A 25739-nucleotide genomic window follows, 5' to 3' on the forward strand; every position below is an offset into this window, starting at 1 on the left:
ACAGGATTCAGCGGTTTAACAAGTTGGCATGGTAAATGCTGTTAGCCCTCTGTGTATATCACTCTGAGGCATTCATGCTACAAATTAAAACCGGTCAACTTTCGCACCCGCAGGTACAGCAACTCATATCAGTGCACCTTGCTGCCATGCATGCACAAACGCCGGCCGAAAGCGTCCACGCTCTCGCACTATCTGAGCTGAGCGCATCTGATATCACCTTATACAGCGCCTGGCATCGCCAGCGCCTTGCAGGCATCGCCGCTATAAAGAAGTGGGACACGCACCATTACGAGCTAAAATCAATGCGCACCGCTTCGGCCTTTTTGCGCCAAGGCGTCGCCAGCGATTTACTAGGTTACATTGTTGCCGAAGTAGCCAGCATGGGTGGGCTTTCTATTAGCCTTGAAACAGGTAGTAGCGAACAGTTTGAGGCCGCACACAAGCTCTATGAGCAGTTCGCCTTTGTTGATTGCCAACCCTTCGCAGATTACCAGCCCGACACCCTCAGCCGTTACATGACACGCTCATTAACTGTCGCTCGGGCAAGCAGCTTTTAAGTTCGGTCTTGCAAGGCAGCCGAAATACTTCCTAGCTGCCCCTGCAAGCCGGTCCATCGAAGATGTTCGTCAGCAATGTGGTCGACAACTTCCTGGTATATCGCCTTCGCCAGCGCAGTTTCTTCAATTAGCCACAGCCAGCACAGAGCGTTATAACGGGCAAAAATGCCAGAGTGCGATGAGCCTTGCGCTTGCCGCCACTCCATAAACCAAACCCTGCTTTGCGCTCTCACTTGCTCATCCTGCAAAATAGAGTCACTACCCTGGACACCCTGGTGCGATTTCCACATCTCAAGGTAAGCTTTGAATGGTAATAGTTTTAGGTTGCTGCCGTATGCTGCCTTCTTGGCCGTTTGCTCGGCAAAAGTCAGCATATGCTGATTATCGCCTCCCCACTTAGTCGATAGCGCCAGCACCATTGCCAAATTTACGCCCCAGTTATCTGAATCACGCTGCATGGCTTTGTTGTAATAATGAAAATACTGGTCCATCTCTCCGCCTAACCAAGCCGTGCAGGTAATTAAAAATGCAAATGGTGTAGGATCAGAAGGCGCCTGCTGAGCAGCAACGCGTAAATGGGCAAGCGCTTCTTCTACTTGTTGGCGAAAGCTTGCAGACTGGCGGGCAGACTCAATGAAACCGATTTCATCATCATTCGAGTCAAAATGCTGTATCCACGCGGACTGTGCCAACCTCACACCATAACTCAGATTCGCATGTGGACTATTTGGCTGTTGCTCTACCCAGTTCTTCAGCAACGCAAGATTAGCGCTGCGTCCAATCGTTACTATATAAAGATAGCGCTCGTCTGGATTAGCAGTAACGGCTAATTGTTGCTGTATCTTTGCAATTGAAAACGGGTTCGCAATTAGTTTAAACGCGGGTTTACTACCATAGGCGCGACGTACAATATTTGCCTTGGTCATTCTCTTAATAATAATCAGTGCGGCAATAACCACTAATACAGCCGCGGGTATAAAAACAATCATGAATGTCCAATTTTTATCATTTCTGCTACGTGTTTATAGCAAGATATGCAGCGAATTAGAACGCCACTAGATCAAATATTGTTCGAACTCATGGCAAGTGGGTCGGTTGAAGCCGTTATACATCGGTTTCGGCCACTGTTTTTAACCTGATATAACCGCTCATCGGCAATGGTGACAACCTCGCGAGCATCATGCTTGCTGTGTGCACCACCAATACTTACCGTGATATGTAACGGCTGCTCCTGAAGTTGGAAAGGCCTTTGAGCAATGGTTTGCCGGATACGTTCGCCACACTGACTAAGTTGTGTAGCATTAATTTTTGGCATCAGCACAGCAAACTCTTCGCCGCCATAGCGGCACACTAAATCCGAAGCTCGGCAACAAGATTGAATCGTTAGCGCCAGTTGCTGCAAAACCTTATCACCCGCATCATGGCCATACTTATCGTTCACTTGTTTAAAGTGATCAGCATCGATTAACAGCACACCAAACTCATCTTGGCTGGCTTGCAGTTGTAACCTTTGTTTATCGAATGCGCGCCGATTAGCTAAGCCAGTAAGCGCATCGGTGTTGGCTTGCTGCCTTACTAATTTGAATCTATTCCACGCCCATGCACTCACTACAATCGCGCTAAGCAATATGCTCAACACAGAAACCACTACTAACCTTAGTTGAGTTTTTTCATGTTCTGCTGCACTGAGCGCCAGCGATTGGGCTTGTGCTTGTAGCTGCAGCACCTGATTTTCGTAAGCCAGCACTTGGTTACGTAAAGATTTGGTCATCGCCTGTTCGGCTTGCATATCTATCTCTTGCCAAGACTCGCGCTGCATAGCGAGATAATGTTCCAAAGCAAACAAGGTTTTAGCCGCATCGAATCCTAGAGCTTTGTGTGCACTATAGGTGGCATAGGCTAGTTGCTCCCGAGCGAGCGCCCTGTCTGCGCTAATTGGCAGCTGCTCTGTTAACACTTCAGCTTGGCGAAACAGTTCATTGTTAAACTGATGATCAGCAATTGAAACATAATTGGCAAAGGCCAGTGCTACCTCAAATTCATGCCAAACATCCTGAACTTGTTGCAACACCTCACCAGCTCTGGCAATCAACTCCGGCGAGGCAATCTTTTGCTCGCTGGCAATCTGTAGCTCGATTAATGCCGCGCGAACACCAGCATAATGCGACTGGGGGAACTGTTGTGCTAGCTTCTGCGCCTGTGCTCTGGCGGCTTTCAACTCGCCTTGTTCAAAATAATAGTAAGCGGTGAGCTCTTGTAGAATGATGTTGGCATACGGTAGCGCTCGGTTATCTAATGCGTGTTTAAGCCTTTCCATTTGGTCTGCCAGCGCAGCACTGCGCCCCGACATATATATAAATGCTAGCTGTGCTGCCTCAATAGCGGGCAACAAATCCAGCTCGGCGCGCTGAGCGACCGCAGTTGCATGCTGAAGCGCTGCAAGCGAATCGGGCAGGTTTAGCATGCGCAAGTGCCAGTTGGCCTGTTGCAAGCTCACTGCTACTTGCAACTCAGGGTCGGTTAACTGGTGCGCTATGCGCTCAGCTTGCGCAAGCTTATCTTCAACTTGCTGCTGCGTTAAATAGCTGCTGGAGAGCGCAATTTCGGCTAATAAATAAGATAGCTTCTGAGGCGAAGTGAGTGATTCAAAACTCAGGCTACTTAGCGCCTCGAGCGCATCTTGGTGGCGCATATCCATTGCATAAAGCTGTGCTAGTAACAGTTGCTCATCGGTTGTGCGCGTGACTTGTTGCGACAGCTCTGCAAGCTTACCAAAAGGATCAGGCAAAAACTGAGCTACTCTAGCCTGGCTATTCGCCGATATCAGAATCAGCGAAAACAACACGATTTTGGACAGCTTAACGATCATTTCACCTACACATTAGCCTAGAATGGGAGAAGGAAATTCTAACACCGTATGAAACCAGTTTACTTTAGTGGTTAAATGCGCTCAATAAAAACCAAATAATCTGATCATCATTTGTTCAGATTAGACCAATGCCATTAACTTAAGCGTTTGAAGCGGTCGCGGAACTCGATAATCGACACGGCGCAAGTACGTCCCTGTAGCCTCGACACCCGCTCCCTGCGGGTGACGGTCTCTTATCAAGCACCGCGACCACCATAGATATCGCTTAAGGTAATGGCATTGCAGATTAGAAGACATTCAGCACATAAGTCGGCTAAGATTGGCTTTAGTGGTAAGCTGCCAACCTGGTTATAAAACCATAGTTATTCTGAGCAAATAAAAGCCATGCTATCAGTGCCATGTGAGGGGACGAGAATGAGAATTTGGGTGGACGCTGATGCATGTCCTGTCGTGATTAAAGAAATCTTATACCGTGGTGCGCAACGCACCCAGATAAAAACAACCTTTGTGGCCAACCAAGGGCTGAGTGTTCCAAACTCACCTTATCTCGCCACACTTCAGGTGCAGTCGGGTTTTGATGTTGCCGATGATGAAATTGTAAAGCGCTGCGAGCCCGGCGACTTGGTTATTACCGCCGACATCCCCTTAGCCAGCGAAGTGCTAGACAAAGGCGCGATGGCACTCAACCCTCGCGGAGAGCAGTACACAGAGCACAATATTAAGGCAAAGCTGGGCATGCGCGATTTTATGGATACTATGCGTGCTAGTGGCATTCAAACGGGGGGGCCTGCGCCGCTCTCACAAGCGGATCGACAAGCCTTTGCCAACGCACTAGATAAACTACTCGCGAAAGCTCGCCATTAGGATAGGTCGCACCCGACCCATAAAGGCAAATATTGTCATTGCCAAACTATCGAATCACCGATAACGTGACAATGTATGGCACTGCCTTGCTACGCGTGTAGTGCCTCTAGGACTGAAAACAATAATAACAAGGCAGAAACCATGAGCTGGCAGTTAATACTGCAATTAGTGCAACAAATGAGCGTCTTTTTGGTGCTCGCTTATGTGTTCTCTAAATCGCCACTGTTTAAACCTCTAATGCTGCAATCGGGTGCCTGGCAGCATAAGTTATCTACCTATCTCGTGTTTTCCAGCTTCTGCATACTCGGTAGTTATTTAGGCTATGAAGTACAGGACGCCATAGCCAATACCCGCGCAATAGGTGCTGTGGTTGGCGGCTTACTCGGTGGCCCAGTAATTGGCTTAGCAGTCGGCTTGACCGGCGGCGTTCATCGCTACACCCTCGGCGGTTTCACTGATGTTGCCTGCATGATTTCCACAACTATGGCAGGCTTAATTGCTGGGTTAGTGAGTCGCTATCGGCTAAAGCGGGGTCGCTCGGTGCTGTCGCCGTTGTTTGCTTTGCAAGTCACCTTGGTGGTGGAAGTGTTGCAAATGTTACTGCTGCTGGTGGTCGCTAAGCCCTTCGACGAGGCTTGGCAGCTTGTGCAAAGCATTGCCGCACCTATGCTCATTGCCAATTCGGTCGGCGCGGCACTATTCATCCGCATTATTCGCGATCAACAAACGATAGATGACCGATTAAGTGCACAGTATTCGCAAAAAGCCCTCGACCTTGCCCAGCAAACGGTTGGGGTGTTGGCAAATGGCTTAACCAAAGAAAGCGCCGAGACCCTAGCCAGTGTTTTATACCATGGCACCGGTGTCGCCGCCGTTGCCGTTACCGACCAAAAACAAGTATTGGCTTTTTATGGCGCCGGTCGTGAGTTTCACCCTGCAGGCAGCGCCATTCAGTCTGACGAAACCTTGCAATCACTGGCCAATAACGAGGTTGTATTTAGCGATGGCAAGCAAAGCCTACATCATTGCCAGAACAGCCTCGACTGCCCGCTCGGTGCAGGGCTTGTTGTCCCTCTGCATGGCGAGCATGGCAGCGCTGTTGGCACAATAAAGCTCTACGAATATAAACAGCAACTATTTAGCAACTTAAACCGCAGCTTAGGTGAAGGCATTGCCCGTGTGTTATCTAACCAAATGCTTTATGGCCGCCTTCGCAGTCAGCGGGAAATGCTCACCGAAACTGAGCTAAAACTCGCTCGTGCGCAAGTAAACCCGCATTTTCTATTCAACACGCTCAATACGATCGCGGCGGTGATTCGCCACGACGCTAACATGGCTCGCACTCTGGTATTAAGCTTGTCTGGTTACCTGCGCAACAACCTAAAGCGCAACGATGCCATGTCGAGCATTTGCGATGAACTGCAACATGCCCGGTATTACTTAACCATTGAACAGGCTCGCCTAGGAGAGCGCCTAACCATTGTTGAGCAGGTAAATGAGCACTGCAATCTTACTTTGCCCACCCTAACTCTGCAGCCTTTGGTAGAAAACGCCATTAAACATGGCGTAAGCAAAGTCCCTGGTAAACAAACGCTAAAACTCATTGTTGAGCAAATTCCTGACGGCTGGCATATTGAGGTAACAGATAGCGCTGGTCTTTACCGCGACCAAGCCAATGGTAGGGATTCAGGCATTGGTATGAACATGGTAGAAAAACGTTTACATGCCGCTTACGGCAATCAAGCAACGGTGGCCGTGACTGTAACGCCCAACATTGAGACCCGCGTAACCATAACAATAAAAAATCAGGCTACTGCACTAGCCAGCTAGGAAGTTGAATGCGCGTTTTGATTATTGACGATGAACCCTTCGCTCGCGATGAGCTCGCTTTTTTATTAAGCGAGTTTGCGCGTGTTGAGGTAGTCGGCTTTGCCTGCGACGGCATTGAAGCAGGCGAGCTTATTCACCAAAAACAACCCGACGTTGTGTTCTGCGATATTGAAATGCCTGGGCTAAATGGCATGGAGTTAGCTCGGATGTTTGCTAACCTGCCATTACGCTGGGTGTTTGTAACCGCCTACGACACTCACGCTATTACTGCTTTTGATCTTCAAGCTACCGACTACTTAGTGAAACCTGTTGAGCCAGAGCGGCTAGCGCGTTGTGTCGAGCGCTTACGAGAGCATTTTAACCAGCACAAGTTCGTGCAACTTTGCGACCGGTTAGTCGGCAAAATAGGTCAACGTTTACTCGTAGTAAACCGCGACAGCCTGCGTTATGCCTTCTCGGATGGCATTAATGTCAACCTAGTTGCCAATGAGACAAGCCACAGCGACCTCAGTTTAAAAGCCCTTGTTACTCAGGCAGGCTTAGTGCAGTGCCATCGCCAGTATGCCGTCAACATTGACCACGTTCGCGAGGTTAAATACCTAGAAAACGGCAATGCAGAGTTGTTAGTCGGCGACAGTACTGTGCCGGTGAGTCGACGCTATTTGCGTGCAATTAAGATTGCGTTAGGTATCTAAAACCGCTCACCGAATCATTACGGCCTTTTAGCAAGGTTTTGCCGCCGCTTACCTATTTTCACCTCGGCGACGGTTACTGCCGTCCCTAAGCTGTTAACGACTATAAAAACAACAGCAGAGGTGAACCACTATGATTTGGTTTTTGGCTGCCCTAGCAGCGCTCATTATTGGCTACTTTACCTATGGTAAATTGGTTGAACGTATTTTCGGCCCTATCCCCGCACGCGCTACACCGGCCATTGCCAACCCAGACGGGGTTGACTATGTGCCGCTCTCGAATAAAAAGGTTTATCTCATTCAGTTGCTCAACATCGCCGGTTTAGGCCCTATTTTTGGGCCAATCTTGGGTGCACTTTATGGCCCAGTTGCCATGTTATGGATTGTGCTTGGCTGTATTTTTGCTGGTGCCGTGCACGACTATTTCTCTGGTATGTTGTCGGTACGCAACAATGGCGCCAGCGTGCCAACCGTTGTAGGCCAGCAGTTGGGCAATGTGGCCAAACAGTTTATGAATCTATTTGCCGTTGTGTTATTGCTGTTAGTAGGCGTTGTGTTTGTGCTTGGGCCAGCAAAACTGTTAGCCAACCTAATGTCGATTCCAGTGATGGCTTGGGTGGCAATCATCTTTGGTTACTACATTTTTGCCACCATAGTACCGGTGGATAAAATCATTGGCCGCTTGTATCCGTTCTTTGGCGCGCTACTCATATTTATGTCTGTTGGCTTGTTAATTGGCCTAATGTTCAGTGGCAAAGGCTTTTATAGCCAAGGTGTCGACTTCACCACCAACTTCCACCCAGATAACTTACCGCTCTGGCCGTTATTGTTTATTACTATTGCTTGTGGCGCTGTATCTGGCTTCCATGCCACACAGTCACCATTAATGGCCCGCTGCATGCAAAACGAAAGCTCAGGCCGGTTCATTTTTTATGGCGCCATGATTGGCGAAGGGGTCATTGCCCTCATTTGGTGTACGCTTGGCATGAGTTTTTACGACAGCCCAGAAGCCATGAATGCAACGTTGGCTGCCGGTGGCCCAGCAGGGGTAGTAAACGAAATTTCAACCTCGTTACTTGGCGTGGTGGGTGGGTTTCTAGCCGTGCTTGGTGTCATTGTGCTGCCAATCACCTCTGGTGATACCGCGTTTCGCAGTGCTCGCCTAATTATTGCTGACTTTTTCAAACTACCACAGCAAGCACTGCCGAAGCGTTTACTGGTAGCCGTGCCAATGTTTGTTATTGGCTATTTGGTCAGCACGCAAGACTTCAACGTGATCTGGCGTTATTTTGGCTGGGCGAACCAAACCACGGCAATGATTATGCTGTGGGCTGCAGCGGCATATTTAGCCAAAGAAGGTAAATTCCATTGGATATGCACTCTACCAGCAGTTTTCATGACGGCCGTTACCATTACTTACCTCGCCAACGCTAGCATTGGCTTTGGCTTAGCCATGAACATAGCCACCCCAATTGGCATTGGCGCCGCCGTCGCCGCGTTTATTGCCTTTTCGGTACGGTTTTTGCGCAAGCCAAGCGTAAGTGAAACACCAAGTGTTTAAGCAAAACAATTGGCATTGAGTTGCCTACCCAGGCAACTCTTCTTACCGTGAAGGGTTAAAATTGTGAATGGTCACCTGTAGTTCGTCGTCGGCAATATCAATGCTGTAATCGCTGTTGATGACGCGTGGGTAGCCAAACTCCGTATCGTACTCTATTTCGAGCAATGCAGGCCCATCCGCCTGCATTCTGGCAATATCATCCAACCACTGGGCAATGGTTTTTTGTTGTTGCGCTAAGGCTTGCGGCACCGGTTCGTTGTTGTCGACAAATACGGCGCTGGCAATTTCGCCATCGACGACAGTGATGCGTTTGCTGCGGCGAAAGTCAATTGGGCAAAAGCACACCACGTCAATCTCATACTGATAACTGCTAACTCGTTGCTGAGCCCACAACGCTTGGTTTTGCTGGTGTACATTAAGTGGCGGTGTTGAGCAGGCAGATAACCATGCCAATACTGCGACAGTGAAATACTTCATTATGAGCGCTCCTCATGTTCTATTTCACTGTAGCAGTTATGGCGAGATACATGGTGAGAAGAGACTGGCGGCTATAATTGCTCGCTCACGGCTTGATAGATCGTGCGATTGGTTTGCGGGTCGCGAATTGGCAGTATCATCGTTTGTGGCAAGTTCTTTTGCAGTACTGGGAAAGACCCAACTGCTTCGCCATTACTCAATACCACTACACCTGGGAAAGCACCATCTTCAACGATGTTTTGGCGGAATCGCTCGTATGACCTAGGCTTTAGCGACACCTCTAGTTTCAACGGCTGATACGTATCGGTTGTTTCTAATAGGTTGATCGCTGCCAAATCACTTATGGCAATGCCTTTCGACGTGTGCACGTACCAAGTTTGGCCATCTAGTTGGTAGGGCTCAGTATTAGGTTGTTCAAAGATATAGGCAAAACGCAGTGCTAGTACATCATTGGCTAGTGCATTCGACGCCCACAGCACTAAGCCAAGCATTAATGTTCTCAAGGTTTTCACCCTCAATGGTAGTTTGTTATTGGTATGTATACATTACCAACAATACTACCATTTTGGATAGCCTTTAGCGCGAAGCAATGCTCAAAATCTGCACAGTTTTATTGCCGATTGTAATAATTCTGCCACAAGGTTTCGCTGATTCGAGCTTGCCGGTCTTCTTTGGGTACGTAAACACAGGTATTGCAGTAATTGCCATCGTCGGTGAACTTTCGACAACACCCAGCTCGCACTCGAATAAACTGGTGAATGGTTGGCGCTGAGTCATCGGGCGAGGCGAATAATTTATACTCCTCAAAACTTGTCCGCCGGTTCTTAAGTACCGACTTTTCATCGGTCAGCAAGGCCATAGCAGTTTGTCTCGCCTTTTCAGCACAGCCAAGTGGCTCACCAACAAACTGCCAGGTCATTGCCAATGCATCACTGATCAGCGCCCACTGTTTGGCTGGTGCCAACTTAGTCAGCGCAGCCACTCGCTCAACCATTGGCTGATAAAACTGAATGAGCATCTGGCGTATCGCCGCAATATCATCGTTTAGCACTTCGTTGCTAGCAATAAACAGCTCAATAGATTCTCGACGTGCATTGACCGTCGTGGAGGTACCAGCAAGCCTAGGTACCTGGCCTGACGTGAGCTGGCAACTGGCTACCACTAGGGCGGTGAGAAAGGCAAATCGGCTAATTAAAAAGGCGCCCTCGCCTCGCTTATCTAGGTTAGGGCGACCATCCTTCTGTGCTTGCAACATATGCTCAAGCCAGTCTGACTGAATTAAGTCAACAAGCTTAGGGCCGGGGAGCTTGGGGGCATAACTCACAGTAAGGTAGCCCGACTGGTTTACCTGCTCAAATTGCGCCTGCAATGGGTGCATAATCGTAACTCTACTTTGCTTGAGGCTACTGAACGCGCGCGTCGGCGTGCGTCTCAGGGTCACCGTCGAGTGCCGCTTCAATCATAGGCACCATGGCATCAATGGCATGCGGCAAGCTCAATAGCGAAGCGAAGGAAAACGCTCCTGTCACTTCGGCGCCTAAGAACACTTCACGGCCTTCTTTCACTGCGTTCATAAAACGATGGCTTGGAATCTCGGTGATGTTGCTAAAGTCGTTTGAAGCAGTTACCCACATCAGCAAGTCGGCATCCATAGGTGATAAGTCTTCCATCGAAAACTCTACCCAGAACTCATTGCCATCAATGGCCGCGTCAATCGCTTCTGGTGTAGTAAAGCCCATTTCGGCCATAAGCAATGGGCGAATATCGTGTGAGGTGTAAACACCAACGTTGTCATTCCAACGGTTGCCCACGGCAACGGTTTTACCTTGCCACTGTGGGTGCTGGTCGGCATACCCCGCTAGCTGTTGTTTGATGGCGTCAATTTGCGCTTGCGCCTCAGCTTCTTTACCTAGCACTTTGCCAACGGTAAGCGCTTGTTGATCCCAAGGCATGGCGTAGTCACCCATACCTTCTGGCACAGCAACTACCGGGGCAATCTTGCTCAATTGCTCGTAGGCATCGGCATCAATACCCGACCAAATCGCGATAATGACATCCGGGTTGGTGTTGGCAATCTGCTCAAAGTTCAGATCACCTTTTAGAATCTCAGGCTCGGTGGTCAGCACTTCATGCGCCCATGGCCAAACGACTTCTTCGTAATCGCCATACCAATAACGAATCGCGACAGGCTGCACACCCAAAGCCAGAATATTATCGGCACCGTTATAGTCGACCGACACAACCCGCTCGGGCTGTTCTTCAATCACTGTGGTGCCAAACTTATGTTCGATGGTAATTGGGAAGGCCGCAGCCAAACTTGAAACGGCCAAGGCCGCAATCGCGATTAACTTACGCATTGTTTATCCTCTTGAATGAGTCCCTAAAACTGAGCGCCGACATCCTTCGCGCCAGCGCGCTTGATTAGCTGCCTTACTCGTTGAAATAGAGCTCGTGGCGAGCAGCGATATGAGTCGCGAACTGCGCTAGCACATAGTCCAAAGCTTTAAATGACATTGAGAAAGAATCGGTGCGGCGAAGTGGGATGTAGCGGCCTTCGCGGCATGCCTCGACGGCCTCACACCAGTTAGGAATCATCGAGTTGTAGCGTTCAATGGTGCTGGTGGCAGTATCACCACGATTCGGTTCAAATGTGTCAAATAAATAGTCAGCGTCGATTGAAGCCAGGTCTTCAATGCTAATTTTGGCAGAGGCCGACTCACCGATTTGTTCGGCGAAAAAGGCTGGTAAGCTAAAGCCAATATCGTTAGCCACCTGAGAAAATGCGCCATAATCGCGGTACAAAGTAATTTCGGCGCTATCTGGGCGTGGCATCGCCATGGCAACAGAAATATCGGCAGGGTTAGTTAACCAAGCTTGAATTTCAGCAACGCGCTCATCGTAGTGGGCTTTTTTAGCGTTAAACACGTCGGTTGTGTTGGTCACTTCTGCCAACAGTTCAAAACGCTCCATATAGCTGTACTTGTCAGCATCAATGACATAGGTAGGCGCAATGGCTTCAAGCTGCTCGAGTGATTCACTGCCAAAGTTATAAGTGATAATTAAGTCTGGATTGAGCGCAGTAATTTTTTCGATATCAGCAGAAAATGCCGTACCAACAAACTCAACACCAAGGTCGGCAAAGTTCTGCTGATACAGTGCCCGTACACCACGAATATAAGGTTCTTGGCCTTCCCATTGACGGCCCACGCTGCCCACAACATTGGCATCTAGCTCATAGAGCGGCAGCATAATCATGTGATCCAGCAGCGCCACGATACGCTGTGGGTTGGCAGGAATTTCAATTTCACCCTGATAACTTGCAACTGTGCGCGTTTGTGCCAGTGAAATAGCCGTAACCAGGGTAAGGAATAAGGCAATAATCGATTTCATAGGTAACCTACTAAAGTTGAGATTTACGACTGAGCATCAGCCAAATAAAGAAGGGTGCGCCGATTAGCGAGGTCAGCAAACCAGCGGCAATTTGCACGGGGGCGAACAAGGTTCGACCAACCAAATCGGCAAATAGCACCAGTAAGGCACCGTTGAGTGCGGTCAATAACAAGAAATTTGCTGGGCCAGTTTTCACCATGGTGCGGGTAATGTGTGGCGCTAGTAGGCCAACAAAGCCAAGCGGGCCCACAACGGCAGTGGCTAGAGCAGCTGCCAATACTGAAGTCACCAACTGAGTCGTTGCCAGCATATTTATATTCACCCCAAGACCAACCGAGGCTTCATGGCCTAACGACATTGGCGACATCGAACGCGCTTGCACCAGATATAAAATCAGTAATGCAGCGGTAGCGACCGAGAGAATTTTCACATCTGACCAGGTGGCACTGTTAATGCTGCCGGCAAGCCAAGCCAGCGCCGACATTGCTCGGTCAATATCGCCATAGGTCAACATGGCCGAGGTAATCGCCGACACCAAAGCTGCCATGCCGATACCCATCAAAATAAACTTGAGCGAGTTGCCTTTACCAGCGACAACGCGAATGGCCAATGCCACCAACAACGAGCCAGCAAATGCTGATACTTCTCGCCAATAACCACTCACCTCGGGAAATACAATCACCATCGTCACCACAGCCAGCGCTGCGCCTTGCGAGATGCCCACCAAACTTGGATCGGCCAGCGAGTTACGCGTTAGGTTTTGCAGCATGGCGCCAGACAGGGCAAACAGAGCACCAACTAAACCAGCGACCAAAGTGCGTGGCAGGCGAAACTCCCACACCACTAGCTCATGCTGCGCCGACGGAGCATTGCCAATCACCGTTTGCCACACCTCAGCCAGATTCATATTAAAACTGCCAAGGCTGGCACTGGCGGCAACCAAACCAAGCCAAATCAGCAAGCCAGCCAACATGAGCGTTAAGCCAATTGGGCGAAAGCGAGTTGAGAAGGCTTCGTTAAATAATCGAATTACTACCATGTCAGCCTCACTTGATTCGCACGCGTACTAGATAAATAAGCAATGGCGCGCCAACAATGGCGGTCAGCAGGCCAGTGGCAATTTCTTGCGGGCGCATTAACAAGCGTGCCAACACGTCGATACCCAATAGATAAGCAGCGCCAAAAATGGCCGAGTAGGGCACAATCCAGCGGTAGTCAGAGCCCATAAACATGCGCACAACATGGGGAATCACTAGACCGATAAAACCAAGCGGACCGGCTAGTGCGACTGATGAAGCGGTTAGAATCACCACACAAATCAGCAACTGAGCTTTGCGTTTCACCACGTTAATACCCAAGCCAGCAGCCGACTCATCACCCATCGCCAGCGCTGTCACCGAAGGCGCCAACACAACAGCCCCTACCAAACCAACAATCATCCAAGGTAGCGACCAATAAAGCTCCTGCAGATCCCGCCCCGACAACGAGCCCACTAACCAGCCACGCAGCGACTCAAACGTATCTTGATTAAGCAGATGAATGATCGAAATGATGGCGCCAATAAAGCCAGAGATGGCAGCACCTGAGAGTGTTAGCGATAGTGGCGTTGCGCCGCCTGGCGCTGCCGAGGCGACTAGCCAGACCAGTAAGGCTGAAAGTAGAGCACCCATCGCGGCAATAAGTGGCAACCAAGCCATGGTGTGCATGCCAATGTAAGTGACGGCCAATACCGCAGCTAGCGCTGCACCAGACATCAAGCCCAATAAACCAGGGTCAGCCAATGGATTACGCGTAACGCCTTGCATTAGCGCGCCGGCAACCGACAACGAGGCCCCAACCACTAGCGCAATCAGTGCCCTAGGCATACGCAATTCACGCACGATCATGTGGCTAAACTGGCTATCGTCGTATTGAAACAACGCCTGCAATACAGTGCTAAATTCAAGGCTTTTGGCACCAACTGAGATATGCCAAACAAAAAACACGATTAAAACGGCCAGACCGATCAATAGACCTAACGAGGAATATGCGAGCTTTGAGGCGCTGTGAGGCTGAGCCGTGCTAGTCACATTACACCGCCTGCGCCAACGGCGCATTTTGCACAGCGGCACCGGCTGGCATGTTGGTTGGCACACACATTAGACGCTGGCTATGCGGGTCGCGAATAATGTTGGCATCCAGATTAAACACCGACTTTAAGTTGTCACTAGTGAAAACATCTTCTGGGCAACCCTGTGCTTGCAGCTCACCGTCTTTCATCAATACCAAATGATCAGCAAAAGCAGCCGCGAGGTTTAGCTCATGCAATACCACCACAAGCGTGCGGCCATGTTCATGCGCCAGCGAAATCAACAGGTTAAGCAAGTCGACTTGCACACGCATATCTAAGAAGGTGGTTGGTTCGTCTAACAAGATAATTGGCGTGTCTTGCGCTAACACCATGGCAATCCAGCAGCGTTGGCGCTGCCCGCCTGAAAGCGCCGAAACCGGGCGGTCAGCCAGCGCAAGCGTGTCGGTCATTTGCATGGCCTTTTGCACAGCCGCTTCGTCGGCTTTGCTCCATTGCTTGAGCAAGCTTTGGTGAGGGTAACGTCCTTGTGCTACGAGTTCCCTGACTATAAGCCCCTCTGGTGCAACTGGGCCTTGTGGCAATAATGCCAGCTGTTTGGCAACTTCTTTGGTTGGCGTGCTATGAATTGGCTGCTGGTTTAGCAACACATGTCCGCCCATAGGCTTTAAAATGCGCGCCATGCACTTTAATAACGTCGACTTCCCGCAACCATTGGGGCCAATCAGTGCCGTCAACTTGCCATCGGGAATGTCTAGTTCAACATTTTTAACCACCATCTGCTGGTAGCCAGTGCTAAGCTGCTGAATGCGTAAGGATGTCTTAGCCATGTTAGAAACCTGATGAAGTCGTTATTTTCGCGAATCTTATTGATAACCGTTTCTATTTGCAAGTTCATTATCATCATTTCTTGTTTTCGGGTGCGTAACGCAATAGTGACTTAACACTGATCACAAATTGGTTAACTTTTCGCCAAATTTGGTTGAAAACAAACCAGTGGTCAGTAAGCTAGCCGCCGAACATATTTAGATACGAGTGCCGCTTATATGCGTTTTTTATCCGCCATCCTGCTGTTATTTTGCAGCCAGCTGTACGCTGCTGAATGGTTTCAAACACCATTTAGTGAGATTGAGGCACTTGCCAATCAAGAAACCTTGTCGAATGAAGCGCACCTAACGCTAGCACTGGCCTACGCCCAAGATTTGCGCGTAGCGGATGCAGCAGAGCAGGTAGCGCTTACCACTGGTGGCATGGCACCTCAGTTGCAAATGCACAAAATGATTGTCGACATGGTGCTCGCAAATGATGTGCTAGACCGACAGGAATACGAGGTTCAGTTTGATAGCGCCATGCGCTTAGCCAACTCGCTTGCCGACTATCAAAGCACTGCCTGGCTGCTTATTCACCGCGCGAATCAAGCGATCTATCAGCGTGATATGGACGGTGCACTGGCCAACCTAGAACAAGCGTTAGATGTAATAAATAAACATGATGTGCCACTGCTGCCGGCCGTAGAACTGGCCTATGCTAGGTATTATTTTGAGTCGGCAAACTGGCCATTAATGCAAGAACAGCTAATTAGCGCCGAACAGGCTTTGCTCGAACAGCCGATGCCAGCGGTGGAAATAGAAGTAAAGTATTTAGCATTTGAGTACGCACTTGCGCGCCAACCCCTTGCCGATGCCAGCGCTGAGCTAGCTAGGCTATTGGCTACCGACTACCCATCACAACGCTTGGCCGCCAAAATTCGACGCGCCGAAATGTTATTTGCTGGTGCAGCAGAGCAAAATTACATTCAAGCGGCCAACGCTTTGTTTGACCAAATTGATCAAATGCAGTCGGCTAGTGAGTCTTTATATGCCAAACATGTGATTGCCCATGTAATGGTGGAGAACGAGGACCCGCAGGCCGTCGATGCCATTGCAGATCTCAGCTCAGACTTGCACCGTTTGCCACGCAACGCATTTCGCGATTGGATTGAGCTAGATTATTGGCTGCTTAAATATCAATACCTGCGCGGTAATGGCGAGTTTGAGGCGGCGCTTTTTGCATTAGAAGCTCACAATACGCTGAGCCAAAAGCTGTGGGAGAACAACAGTGCCAACCGCAGTGAACGCCTAAAAGCCTATTTTAGTCGTGAAGCAGCTAAATACGAACAGCGCCTTAGTGAGCAAAAGCAAACCCTGCAACAAGTGCGGGATCAAGCTGATGATTTACGCTTGCGCAATGCCGTATTGATTGCGCTGGCCAGCATATTGACCATCGCCTTAATTATCACCTTGGTGAACTTTGTGAAGGTATTGCGTAAAACGCGGCAATATAGATAGCGCGATGTTTCCCGAAGCTTGGCTTCGTAAAACCTACACTTAAACCAATCAATGTAGGTTGCACGGTGCGTTGTTTGCACCGGGCAACGGTATCGCTACACACTAATACCTCTGGCATTTACCGCAATAGCAGGTGGCGCGGCCGCTCATTTTCAATAACTTCACTGGCGTCTCGCACACGCGGCACGGCTCGCCATTGCGGCCGTAAACAAATAACTGCTGGGCGAAATACCCCGGCTCACCATCACCACCAACAAAGTCGCGCAAGGTGGTGCCACCTTGTTCTATCGCCGCTGCCAGCGTGGTTTTAATCGCCTCAACTAGCTTTATCCAGCGTTGCTGACTGACTCGCCCCGCTGGGGTATTGGGGTGAATACCAGCTTTAAACAAGGATTCGCAGGCATAAATATTGCCCACACCAACAACATTAGCGTTGTCCATTATAAAGGTTTTAATTGGCTGCTTTTTATTCGCTGCTCTGGTGATCATATGCGCCACATTAAAAGCATCACTTAGCGGCTCTGGGCCTAGGTGCTCAAGCAGTACATGTTTATTGGTTTCCCCTTGTTTGGCATACAAGAGCGCCCCAAAGCGGCGTGGATCGTGGTAGCGCAGCAGCGTGCCGTTGGCGAGTTCCAATTCAATATGGTCGTGCTTTCGCAGAGGCGTTGCAGGGGTAACAATGCGCAAGCTGCCCGACATACCCAGATGCCAAAGCAACACATAGTCGGTTCCTACCGGCATCAATAAATATTTTGCTCGCCGCTGGAGCTGGCCAATCACGGCACCATTCGCTAGCTCGGCCAGCTCGCCAGGAACTGGCCAGCGCAAATTAGGGTTGTGAACTCGCAGAGACGCAATGGTTTGCCCCTCAACATGCGGGGCAATACCACGCTTCGTGGTTTCTACTTCTGGTAATTCAGGCATTTCTCAAATACTTCAGTTTTTGCCAAAAAAATGCTTCCTACTGAGGTTGCAGATTATCCTGTGGCAGGACCATAGTTAGGTAGGGGCTGCGCGCTCGGATCAACTCTACCACTTCGATGCGGTCGTCGTAACTAAACAAAGACAGGTCGAGTAAATAGCGCTCGTTTTGGTTGCTGGTGAGCATTAACTCGAAGTTGCCAGGATGCGCTTTACACACTTGTCGTTGCAGCCAGGTTGCCGGCCGGTAGGGTAACACTTCTAGTTTGCGCAGGCTGTCGAAATGCACAACGTCACTGCCGGCAACTATTAGCTTGCGCTCTTTAACTTTTATCGAGCGCAGCGAACGCGAGAACGAACCCGGTATCATTACCTCTAACAGCAGTACTGCGATGAACCCATAAATCCCATGATTGAACGCCATGGTTGCTAGCATAGCAAGCAAAAAAACACCGCCGTAGGTAGCCCATTTAAAAAGACTAAACCGCTTACTTATAGAGGGTGAGGGTGCGTAATACATGATTAACCACTCCGGCGTTTGTTATGCGTTTTTTACGCAGGTAACCGGCGATTGGCTTTTGCGTTTTACTTGAGGTGCGAACAGTAGTGTTCTAGGGCATTGATAATCTTCATACGGTCGTCAAAGTCATAGGCCGACACATCAAAAACATATTTTTGCTGAAAGCGGTCAAGGATGCGAATGCGCATGACACCAGGGTGCTTAGGCCAGAGCAGTTTGATAATAGGATTGGGCTGCTTGAGCGGTAAAAATTCGATGTGCTCGATGTTGGCAAACTTCACTTCTTTGTCTTTGCCTTGGCGCAAGCTTTGCTCGTTGATGTAGATATTCTTTAGTGGTTCAAGCTGAGCGCCTACAAAGCTCTCACCTAACCAGAGCACAACACTAATTGCGATAAACCCCGCAAACTCAACGACATTACTGATTAATAAACTAACGACAACGCCTAACGCAGCAAAGAGCACAATGCCGATCCAACGAATATGCTTTATCCGCCGCTCGGCCACCGCGTTAGCACTATAAATACCGGTGTAGTCCATACTGTTTACCTCCTTTAAACTAGTGTAATGGCTTGGTTAGAACATTTGTGCACTATTGGCCAAACGCTCTAGATAAGTGTTGATCTCGGCTTCAGGCACTAGGTGATAGTCGTTCACAGGTACTTGCTGGCTAGCTTGTGTGGTTGGCACCAGTTGAATGCGCAGGCCATTGGCTTGGCTCAGTTCAATGCAGTCATCTACATCAACCAAGGCATCTTTATGAGGTTTAAACAGGTGCTGAATGCGGGCCTTGGCTCGTGCTTTGGCTTCTTTGGCAGAATCGGCCACTAAAAAAACATGCTCGTGGTATTCGCCAAACACGCCTGGCTGATAGGCGCCTAGGTTAACGTAGTACAGAGCTTTGCCTTGGTTATCGGCTAGGCCATCGGTTAGCGTCACTTGGTAGTGATCGACCACATCTAGATGCAATACCGAGTCGAGGTGCAGGCCTTTCAAATCACCAAACCAGCTTGCTAGCAAGTCTTGGTAGCAATCTTCAATGCGCTCACCCGCCACAAACTGCACGTCGTGTACTTCAATTTGGCCTTTTGCAACGGTGCCACCCAAATAAACTGCAAATAATTTCATTCACGCCTGCCCTCAGGGGGCCTTTAAAAACCTCGGAGGCGAAATTTTTACGAGGCAAAAATCGGCGAAAAAGCACAGTTTACTGTAGTAAATGAGCATTTTGAGGCGATTTTTAACAAAGTAAAAATGAGAAAAAGAGGTTTTTAAAGGTTCCCAAACACTGTCTTGCTATTAATTGTATAATTTTGCAACGATGATATAACACCCATAACTCTTGTAGAAAGGATGCCAGCGATGAAAGTGCTTCTGTGGATTTTAGGTATTATCAGTGTGGTATTAGCACTGTTGATTGGTGGTGGTGTTTTTCTTTACCACCAGTTTATGGACGGCGCGCAAGCGCAAATTGAATTAGGCGAGCAAGTGGGCAGCCAAGGCACATTTGAAGATTGTGTACTAGGCGTTGCCGAACAAGCGAACCAGTGCGACTCATTCGGTTGTATTATCGACACCACAGCATTTGTTAGCAGCTGTGCCGAGGCGACGAACAACTTCGATTTCTGTGGCAAAATTCAAACTCTCGACCAACAAAACAAGTTTACCCAGCAAGCCTGTGAAGGCGCCGGAGCACTTGAGCTTTGCCAAGAGGTGGTCAGTTTGGTTTATGAGATGTGCCCAGCGTCTTAATAGGTTTGCAAAAGCCCCTATGCAAAAAGTTGTCTAGCAAGGTGCAATGCCTTGTTTCACCTACTCACGAAGGTGTATTGCAATGGGCTTGTTGAAGCCCATTGTTCAACACACTGCCAAGTAATGTTTATAGGCATGTCATCATGCACCCCTAGTGTGGCTCGCAAGCCTGAACGATCAGGCAAGCTAATAATAGGAGCCCATTATGTTTCATCGCATTTGTATTACAGCACTGACCGTGCTGCTCAGTGTAACGGCTAGTGCCGATACCATCCGCATGGCTGTCACCGACCTAGTAGGCCTAGAGTCACTGCAACGTGAGTTTGGCCAGTTTGTCGAAACCCTTGAGCAAAAAACTGGCGATACCATTGAGTTTTACCCAGTTACCAACCGCACCGCTGCCGTAGAAGCTTTGCGCTTTAAGCAGGTAGATTTTGTCATGACGGGCCCAGCGGAATATGTGGTAATCAACAAACGCACCGAGGCCAAAATTGTTGCCGGTTTTTCGCGTCCAGACTACTTCGCTTCAGTGATCACACTGGCCGATAGCCGCTTTACTAGCCCAGCAACTCTCGCTGGTGAAAAAGTTGCGTTTGGCTCGGTTGGCTCTACGTCTAAACACCTAGGTCCTATGCAGGCAATTGCCGATTATGGCGTTACCCCAGCAGATTATGAGCCAATTCACACCAAACTACCGATTGCTTGGGAATCCCTAAAACGTGGTGATGTGGCAGCCATTGGTATGAACCACTTAAACTTTTTGACTTTACGCGAGCAAGAACAAGCCAATGGTGGCCTACCACCGGGTGCATTTCGTGTGATCGCTCGCGGCCCAGACCTGCCAAACGATGTACTAATGGCCGGCGCACACGTATCGGATGAGGTAATTGAGCGCTATCGCAATGCTTTTATTGAGCACTCTGACGAGCTTATTGCCGCCATTCTGTTTGGTGAAGACAACCAAAAATATGCTGGCATGCAGTTCCTGTTGGCCTTGGATGACGAAGACTATAACTATGTGCGCGCCATGTACGACACCGCTGGTTACCCAGAGTATGCCGACTTCATTGGTGACTAATATGTCAGCGCCTGCCGCAGTGACCACTACTGTAACTACCCCAGCTACAGTAGCAGTAACAGAATCTGTTACAACAGCCGCGGCGGCACCTTTGGTGTCGCCCGCCTTGCAAGTACAGGGGTTAAGCAAGGCTTTTAACCAGCAGCCACCGGTATTTAGCAATGTCGACTTAACCGTCGCACCAGGACAGGCTGTTGCCATTATTGGCGCCAATGGCGCAGGTAAAAGTACATTATTGCGTTGCTGCGTGCGCCTACTAGAGCCGGATGCTGGGCAGGTAAGCATTGCCGGTAAACCCTTTAGTGAGCTACACGGCAAAGCACTGCGACAAGCCCGATCGCAAGTGGGCTTTGTTTTTCAAAAACACCAGCTCATTCCTCGGTTATCGGTACTATCGAATGTATTGCATGGCGCCCTGGGCAGCCAAGGCGGCTGGCGTATGTGGCGCCAAGCCTGGGCACCCAGTAATGAGCGCGACCGGGCCTATCACATGCTTGAGCAAGTAGGGCTGGCCCATCTTGCTTTGCGCCGCGCCGATACGCTCTCGGGTGGTCAATCTCAGCGGGTTGCCATTGCCAGAGCCCTGATGCAAACCCCACGCTTATTAATGGCCGATGAGCCGACAGCAAGCCTAGACCCCAGCTCAGGCATGGCGGTTATGGAGTTATTAAAACAGGTCACGCAATCTAATCAGATTGGACTGCTAATGGTGTCGCACAATCTTGAGCAAACCATGCAGTACAGCGACCAAATAGTTGGCTTAAAACAACAACGCATTGCCCTAAACTCGGCCAGCCGTGAATGCTGCCGCGAGCAGTTGCGTGCCTTTTTTAGTACCGGAGCCACCCATGCCTAACGCTACCCCACAACGCTTTGCCCACAATAGCCTTTGGCATGCTGGTGCGTTCACTTTTGCTATGGCAGTGCTGGCGTGGGCCTTGTATGGCACCGACTTCTCGATCAGCCGCTTAATCGCTGGTGTGCCCAACATGTGGACCATTACCGGGGAAATGCTACCGCCGGACACCAGCCGCTTTAACGCCATTGTTAGCGCCATTATCACCACCTTACAAATGGCTATCGCAGGTGCGGCAATCGGCATTGCGCTAAGCATTCCCATAGGGTTTTTGGCGGCTAAAAATACCACCCCTCACCCTTGGCTATACCGTATTTCGCGCGCTTGGTTAACCATGTTGCGCACCGTACCCGACCTGGCTTGGGCGCTATTTTTTGTTGCGTCGGTAGGGCTTGGGCCGTTTGCCGGTGTGCTCACGCTCATTGTCGACACGGTTGGCTTTTGTGGCCGCTTTTTTGCTGAAGCGATTGAAGAAACCGACCCACAACCAAATGAAGCGCTGGCTGCTATTGGGGCAAAACCTGTCGATCGCTTCGCGGTCGCCATTTTGCCAAATGCCTCGGCCAGCATGGTCAATACCAGCCTGTTCTCCTTAGAAAAAGCTGTACGCTCATCGGTTGTGTTGGGGTTGGTTGGGGCTGGCGGCATAGGGGTGGAGCTGGCGGTGTCGATGGAGATGTTCCGCTATGACCAAGCGTCGATGATTATTCTGCTGGTATTTCTTTTGGTGTACGGCGTTGAGCGCATCAGCAATGCCATTCGCACTCGAATTTTGTAGGTCTGATTTCTATAGGAATTGTTATGTTACACCACATCGAAAACGTTAACGCCCTAACCGCTCAAGGCTGGATATTTGCCGAACATGTCGTGCTGCAGGATGGCAAAATTGCCAGCATAGCGTCCGACTTTACTCTTGTTGAACAGCCCAACCCCACCGCTCGCTATTTATTGCCTGGCATCATCGATGCGCATGGCGATGCATTTGAGCGCCATATTGCACCCAGAACCACCAGTACCTTTCCACTAAACCTAGCGCTCGCAGCGAATGATGCCGACCTGATAAGTGCTGGCATTACAACGTTTTATTTAAGCATTACCGATGGCTTTGAACCTGGCATTCGCTCACGCCAAACCGTGCGCCAACTGATCGATACCATCGAAGCACTACGACCAGAGCTGCACTGTGATACCCGCATTCATATCCGCCACGAGCAGGCTAACACTGAAGACCATGGTGAGCTGATAAGCTGGCTTGCAGAGCACCGTATCGACCTGCTCTCGCTCAATAATCATGTGCCACCCGAGGGCGATGACAAGCGGGTGCAGTGCTTTAGCGATAGCCTCAACCGGCGCCTCAATATGAGTGATGAGCAAATCAACCAGTTTATTCGCCAGCTCCATCAACAACTTCCCCTTGGCCTTGAGCAATCAGCTGAGCTTGCCGATGTCGCACAAAAGCAGGGCATTCCACTGGCTAGCCACGATGATAAAGACGCCGATGACGTAGCCGCCGCGATTGCCCGTGGGGTAGCCATTGCCGAGTTTCCTATGACACTAGATGTGGCAACGCAGTTAAAGGCAGCTGGCATTGCCGTATTGGTTGGCGCGCCTAACCTAGTGCGCGGTGGCTCACATATTGGTGCACTCGGCGCTGGTGAAGCCATTCAAGCGCAGCAAGTGGATATGCTGTGCAGTGATTATTATTACCCAGCGCTATTTAATGCGCCGTTTATCGCTGCCCAACAAGGCTTATGCGATTTTATCCAGGCTTGGAAACTAGTGAGCGAAGCACCAGCGCAGGCACTAGGGATTGGCAATATTACTGGCAAAATTGATATTGGCTTTGATGGTGACCTGCTGCTGCTCAACAGCCTATCCGGCTCACCACTCGCCATTGAACAAGTGTGGGTGAAAGGCCAACTGGCACTGAACCGGCGTAAATTAGAACTTGCACAAATGGATGGATAACTGGTAATCGCTTTTGCTTGGGGCCTCACTTTAATATAGAGCCCAAATTTGCGAGGGACCCATGCGAATTACCACCAAACCAAAAGCGCCTAGCTGGCCTGCGACATTAAAATACTCAATTCCAATAACGCTCATTACCCTGCCACTGAGCTATTGGCTTGTGGGCCATACAGGTGTGGTCCTGGCTTTGATTTTTTTTGTTTTATCACCTATCTGGACGCTTTTGGAGGCTCGCAATCGCCAGCGGCGCGAGTTTGCCATTGAACTAACCGATATCCATCTCGCGCTTTATGATTACCAGCGCCAACAATGGCAAATTCCTCGCAGCGCAATCACGCACTGGCAACTGCTGTACGAACAACAGATTGTGTGTAGTGCCTTGGTTTATATCGCCGGAAAAGCCTACGAACTTCCATATTTGGATACCCTGCCAGAATCCGACAAAGATGCCCTGCTCACCGCCTTGCGCACGCAATTGGGTGAGCCGAACGACCGCCACTCATTCGTAGGTTTTACAAACCGAAGGATTGGGGAACAATAAACCGTGGCGATATCCGTTTCCCATCAAGTCGTGCAACCTACGGAAATTTCGATGACATGAGGGAACCATGAATCATCAAATGAAAATAACCGTCATAAAAAAACGATCAACCGATTTACGCGCTTTGATCATTCCGATAATTGTCATCACCCTTACGGCGCTTCTTGTCGGTGATGACTGGCAAGCATCGTTGATTTATGCCTTCAGACTCATTGTGCCAATGATTCTGATAGTCTTCATTGTTGAATATTTTGTTGCCCCCTTTGTTAGCTCCAGCCTGCACTATCAAATAGATGAACATCGCTTACGGTTTGGTGGCAAAAGGGTGACCTATTGACAAGTGCCACTTATTCATATCACCAAGGTTGAAACCAAGAGTAAAAAGGGCGAGATCGTCGAAGCCATTGTTCATACCGGCAAAGATAGCTTTCAAATGATGGAACTCGAGCGCTTTGCACAGGAAGAAGTGGAAGCCATGCTAACAGCGCTGAACCACATCGCGCGCCAGCATGACTGACTAACTAACTGGTTACCGATAAGGCGACAGTAGTGGGTTGTAGTGCTTAAACAACAAATGGAATGCTAACCGGCAACTTTTGCGAATGGGTCGTTCTATAGTCTGCGCTATATTCAGTGCGCTTATTACCAAACGAGGTCACTTCGTACTCTCCTTCCGGAAGGATAAATGCAAAGTAAGGTGTGGCAGCCAATCCACCACTTACTGGCGGGTACCGCGCACTGATATTGTTCGGATTGAACCTAGATTCGAACGTGGTGAGGTGGTTGAGGTACTGATCCATACCGAGCCTGATAGTTTGCAAATGCTGGCACCTAAGCGTTTTCAGCCAGAGCAGCTACAACAATTGCTATTGAAGCTCTCCAAGGTGACGCAGGCAAACTCCCCATGTCGCGGTTAAACTAGCAAATAAATAACCAGGATATGCTAGCGTTAAAGCGCAACCTGCAAACAGCACTGGATCGTTCGGTAGTACTGGAAGTAGAGAAGATTCAGCGTTTTGAATAAATGTCGCGTCGGTGATGCACGACAAGGAGAAGAACAATGAATACCTGCGTTTGGTTTGAAATTTATGTAACCGATTTGGCCCGTGCTAAAAGCTTTTATGAGCACTTGCTAGATGCCGAGATTCCCCCGCTTACCAACCCAACGGGCAATGATGAAGAGATGCTCGCCATCCCAAGTCAAGGTGGCATGGGCGACTATGGCGCAACCGGTGCATTAGTAAAATCGAGCAGTCGACAACCTAGTGCTAACGGCACCCTAGTCTATTTTGGCTGTGATGATTGTGCAGCCATGCTAGACCGTGCCGAAGCCGCTGGCGGCAAGCGCATTCAAGAAAAGACTTCACTGGGTGATTCGGGCAATTTTGCGCTAGCCCAAGACAGCGAAGGCAATATGATTGGTTTTCACTCGGGCGGCTAACACTGTTAGCGCTAATGGGATCTGT

29 protein-coding genes are annotated in these 25739 nt (G+C 49.6%); 15 read left to right on the plus strand and 14 right to left on the minus strand.

Annotated features, from left to right (window positions below):
* Positions 1 to 74: 74 nt before the first annotated feature.
* Positions 75 to 557, plus strand: a complete 483-nt coding sequence (locus DUW71_RS15920; RefSeq protein WP_119396319.1) for a GNAT family N-acetyltransferase — start codon at positions 75 to 77, stop codon at positions 555 to 557.
* Here DUW71_RS15920 and DUW71_RS15925 read toward each other — a convergent pair.
* Positions 554 to 1546, minus strand: coding sequence for a hypothetical protein (locus DUW71_RS15925; protein WP_119396268.1), 993 nt, complete (start codon positions 1544 to 1546; stop codon positions 554 to 556). The two genes, DUW71_RS15920 and DUW71_RS15925, sit on opposite strands and share 4 nt — an antisense overlap.
* Before the next feature lie 71 nt (positions 1547 to 1617).
* Entirely contained in the window at positions 1618 to 3426 is a 1809-nt protein-coding gene (locus DUW71_RS15930) for a GGDEF domain-containing protein (protein ID WP_119396269.1), read from the minus strand.
* A gap of 414 nt (positions 3427 to 3840) precedes the next feature.
* Between DUW71_RS15930 and DUW71_RS15935 the strand changes: the two genes are divergently transcribed.
* From DUW71_RS15935 to DUW71_RS15950, 4 genes are all read left to right on the plus strand, one after another.
* Complete coding sequence (locus tag DUW71_RS15935) at positions 3841 to 4290, plus strand: YaiI/YqxD family protein (protein ID WP_119396270.1); 450 nt, start codon at positions 3841 to 3843, stop codon at positions 4288 to 4290.
* A gap of 141 nt (positions 4291 to 4431) precedes the next feature.
* Positions 4432 to 6120: a sensor histidine kinase gene (locus DUW71_RS15940; RefSeq protein WP_119396271.1), complete on the plus strand. Its 1689-nt coding sequence runs from the start codon at positions 4432 to 4434 to the stop codon at positions 6118 to 6120.
* An 8-nt stretch (positions 6121 to 6128) separates the two neighbouring features.
* Positions 6129 to 6815 carry a response regulator gene (locus tag DUW71_RS15945; RefSeq protein ID WP_119396272.1) on the plus strand — a complete coding sequence of 229 codons (687 nt, stop codon included), beginning with the start codon at positions 6129 to 6131 and terminating at the stop codon, positions 6813 to 6815.
* A 130-nt stretch (positions 6816 to 6945) separates the two neighbouring features.
* A complete protein-coding gene (locus tag DUW71_RS15950; protein WP_119396273.1) occupies positions 6946 to 8373 on the plus strand; it encodes a carbon starvation CstA family protein in 1428 nt (475 codons plus the stop codon).
* Between the two features lie 42 nt (positions 8374 to 8415).
* Here DUW71_RS15950 and DUW71_RS15955 read toward each other — a convergent pair whose 3' ends face one another.
* The 8 genes from DUW71_RS15955 to DUW71_RS15990 form a co-directional block, all read right to left on the minus strand.
* Positions 8416 to 8850, minus strand: a complete 435-nt coding sequence (locus tag DUW71_RS15955; RefSeq protein ID WP_119396274.1) for a DUF6174 domain-containing protein — start codon at positions 8848 to 8850, stop codon at positions 8416 to 8418.
* Between the two features lie 71 nt (positions 8851 to 8921).
* The gene (locus DUW71_RS15960) at positions 8922 to 9353 is read right to left on the minus strand and encodes a hypothetical protein (protein ID WP_158584192.1); all 432 of its coding nucleotides are present in this window, start codon (positions 9351 to 9353) and stop codon (positions 8922 to 8924) included.
* Positions 9354 to 9460: 107 nt separating this feature from the next.
* The gene (locus DUW71_RS15965) at positions 9461 to 10228 is read right to left on the minus strand and encodes a hypothetical protein (protein WP_119396276.1); all 768 of its coding nucleotides are present in this window, start codon (positions 10226 to 10228) and stop codon (positions 9461 to 9463) included.
* A 25-nt stretch (positions 10229 to 10253) separates the two neighbouring features.
* A complete protein-coding gene (locus tag DUW71_RS15970; protein ID WP_119396277.1) occupies positions 10254 to 11207 on the minus strand; it encodes an iron-siderophore ABC transporter substrate-binding protein in 954 nt (317 codons plus the stop codon).
* 73 nt (positions 11208 to 11280) lie between these two features.
* Positions 11281 to 12240: an ABC transporter substrate-binding protein gene (locus DUW71_RS15975; RefSeq protein WP_119396278.1), complete on the minus strand. Its 960-nt coding sequence runs from the start codon at positions 12238 to 12240 to the stop codon at positions 11281 to 11283.
* Positions 12241 to 12250: 10 nt separating this feature from the next.
* On the minus strand, positions 12251 to 13279 hold the full coding sequence (locus DUW71_RS15980; protein ID WP_119396279.1) for a FecCD family ABC transporter permease: 1029 nt from the start codon (positions 13277 to 13279) through the stop codon (positions 12251 to 12253).
* A gap of 7 nt (positions 13280 to 13286) precedes the next feature.
* Positions 13287 to 14309 carry a FecCD family ABC transporter permease gene (locus tag DUW71_RS15985; RefSeq protein WP_233546175.1) on the minus strand — a complete coding sequence of 341 codons (1023 nt, stop codon included), beginning with the start codon at positions 14307 to 14309 and terminating at the stop codon, positions 13287 to 13289.
* Position 14310: 1 nt separating this feature from the next.
* A complete protein-coding gene (locus DUW71_RS15990) occupies positions 14311 to 15138 on the minus strand; it encodes an ABC transporter ATP-binding protein (RefSeq protein ID WP_119396281.1) in 828 nt (275 codons plus the stop codon).
* A gap of 216 nt (positions 15139 to 15354) precedes the next feature.
* On the opposite strand from DUW71_RS15990, the gene DUW71_RS15995 reads away from it, so the two are divergent.
* Positions 15355 to 16635, plus strand: coding sequence for a hypothetical protein (locus DUW71_RS15995; RefSeq protein WP_119396282.1), 1281 nt, complete (start codon positions 15355 to 15357; stop codon positions 16633 to 16635).
* Between the two features lie 102 nt (positions 16636 to 16737).
* On the opposite strand, the gene mutM is transcribed toward DUW71_RS15995, so the two are convergent.
* The 4 genes from mutM to DUW71_RS16015 all read right to left on the minus strand — a co-directional run bounded on the left by mutM (position 16738) and on the right by DUW71_RS16015 (position 19206).
* The gene (gene mutM / locus DUW71_RS16000; RefSeq protein WP_119396283.1) at positions 16738 to 17562 is read right to left on the minus strand and encodes a bifunctional DNA-formamidopyrimidine glycosylase/DNA-(apurinic or apyrimidinic site) lyase; all 825 of its coding nucleotides are present in this window, start codon (positions 17560 to 17562) and stop codon (positions 16738 to 16740) included.
* Positions 17563 to 17599: 37 nt separating this feature from the next.
* Entirely contained in the window at positions 17600 to 18004 is a 405-nt protein-coding gene (locus DUW71_RS16005; protein WP_158584194.1) for a hypothetical protein, read from the minus strand.
* A gap of 140 nt (positions 18005 to 18144) precedes the next feature.
* Positions 18145 to 18618, minus strand: coding sequence for a hypothetical protein (locus tag DUW71_RS16010; RefSeq protein WP_119396285.1), 474 nt, complete (start codon positions 18616 to 18618; stop codon positions 18145 to 18147).
* 36 nt (positions 18619 to 18654) lie between these two features.
* Positions 18655 to 19206: a DUF1543 domain-containing protein gene (locus DUW71_RS16015; RefSeq protein WP_119396286.1), complete on the minus strand. Its 552-nt coding sequence runs from the start codon at positions 19204 to 19206 to the stop codon at positions 18655 to 18657.
* A 234-nt stretch (positions 19207 to 19440) separates the two neighbouring features.
* Between DUW71_RS16015 and DUW71_RS16020 the strand changes: the two genes are divergently transcribed.
* The 9 genes from DUW71_RS16020 (at position 19441) to DUW71_RS16055 (ending at position 25714) form a co-directional block, all read left to right on the plus strand.
* Positions 19441 to 19830, plus strand: coding sequence for a hypothetical protein (locus DUW71_RS16020; protein ID WP_119396287.1), 390 nt, complete (start codon positions 19441 to 19443; stop codon positions 19828 to 19830).
* Positions 19831 to 20035: 205 nt separating this feature from the next.
* Positions 20036 to 20908, plus strand: coding sequence for a PhnD/SsuA/transferrin family substrate-binding protein (locus tag DUW71_RS16025; protein WP_119396288.1), 873 nt, complete (start codon positions 20036 to 20038; stop codon positions 20906 to 20908).
* Position 20909: 1 nt separating this feature from the next.
* A complete protein-coding gene (locus DUW71_RS16030; RefSeq protein ID WP_119396289.1) occupies positions 20910 to 21764 on the plus strand; it encodes a phosphonate ABC transporter ATP-binding protein in 855 nt (284 codons plus the stop codon).
* On the plus strand, positions 21757 to 22542 hold the full coding sequence (gene phnE, locus DUW71_RS16035; protein ID WP_119396290.1) for a phosphonate ABC transporter, permease protein PhnE: 786 nt from the start codon (positions 21757 to 21759) through the stop codon (positions 22540 to 22542). The genes DUW71_RS16030 and phnE overlap by 8 nt, the downstream gene beginning before the upstream one ends.
* 23 nt (positions 22543 to 22565) lie before the next feature.
* Positions 22566 to 23732 (plus strand): alpha-D-ribose 1-methylphosphonate 5-triphosphate diphosphatase, encoded by a 1167-nt coding sequence (locus DUW71_RS16040; RefSeq protein WP_119396291.1) that lies wholly within the window; start codon positions 22566 to 22568, stop codon positions 23730 to 23732.
* Positions 23733 to 23793: 61 nt separating this feature from the next.
* Positions 23794 to 24273, plus strand: coding sequence for a hypothetical protein (locus DUW71_RS16045; protein ID WP_119396292.1), 480 nt, complete (start codon positions 23794 to 23796; stop codon positions 24271 to 24273).
* Positions 24274 to 24340: 67 nt separating this feature from the next.
* A complete protein-coding gene (locus tag DUW71_RS16050) occupies positions 24341 to 24610 on the plus strand; it encodes a hypothetical protein (protein WP_119396293.1) in 270 nt (89 codons plus the stop codon).
* Between the two features lie 3 nt (positions 24611 to 24613).
* A complete protein-coding gene (locus tag DUW71_RS17615; protein ID WP_158584196.1) occupies positions 24614 to 24790 on the plus strand; it encodes a hypothetical protein in 177 nt (58 codons plus the stop codon).
* Between the two features lie 543 nt (positions 24791 to 25333).
* Positions 25334 to 25714, plus strand: coding sequence for a VOC family protein (locus DUW71_RS16055; protein WP_119396294.1), 381 nt, complete (start codon positions 25334 to 25336; stop codon positions 25712 to 25714).
* Positions 25715 to 25739: the final 25 nt, after the last annotated feature.

This window comes from Salinibius halmophilus, from assembly GCF_003577475.1.
Classification (GTDB): domain Bacteria; phylum Pseudomonadota; class Gammaproteobacteria; order Pseudomonadales; family Natronospirillaceae; genus Salinibius; species Salinibius halmophilus.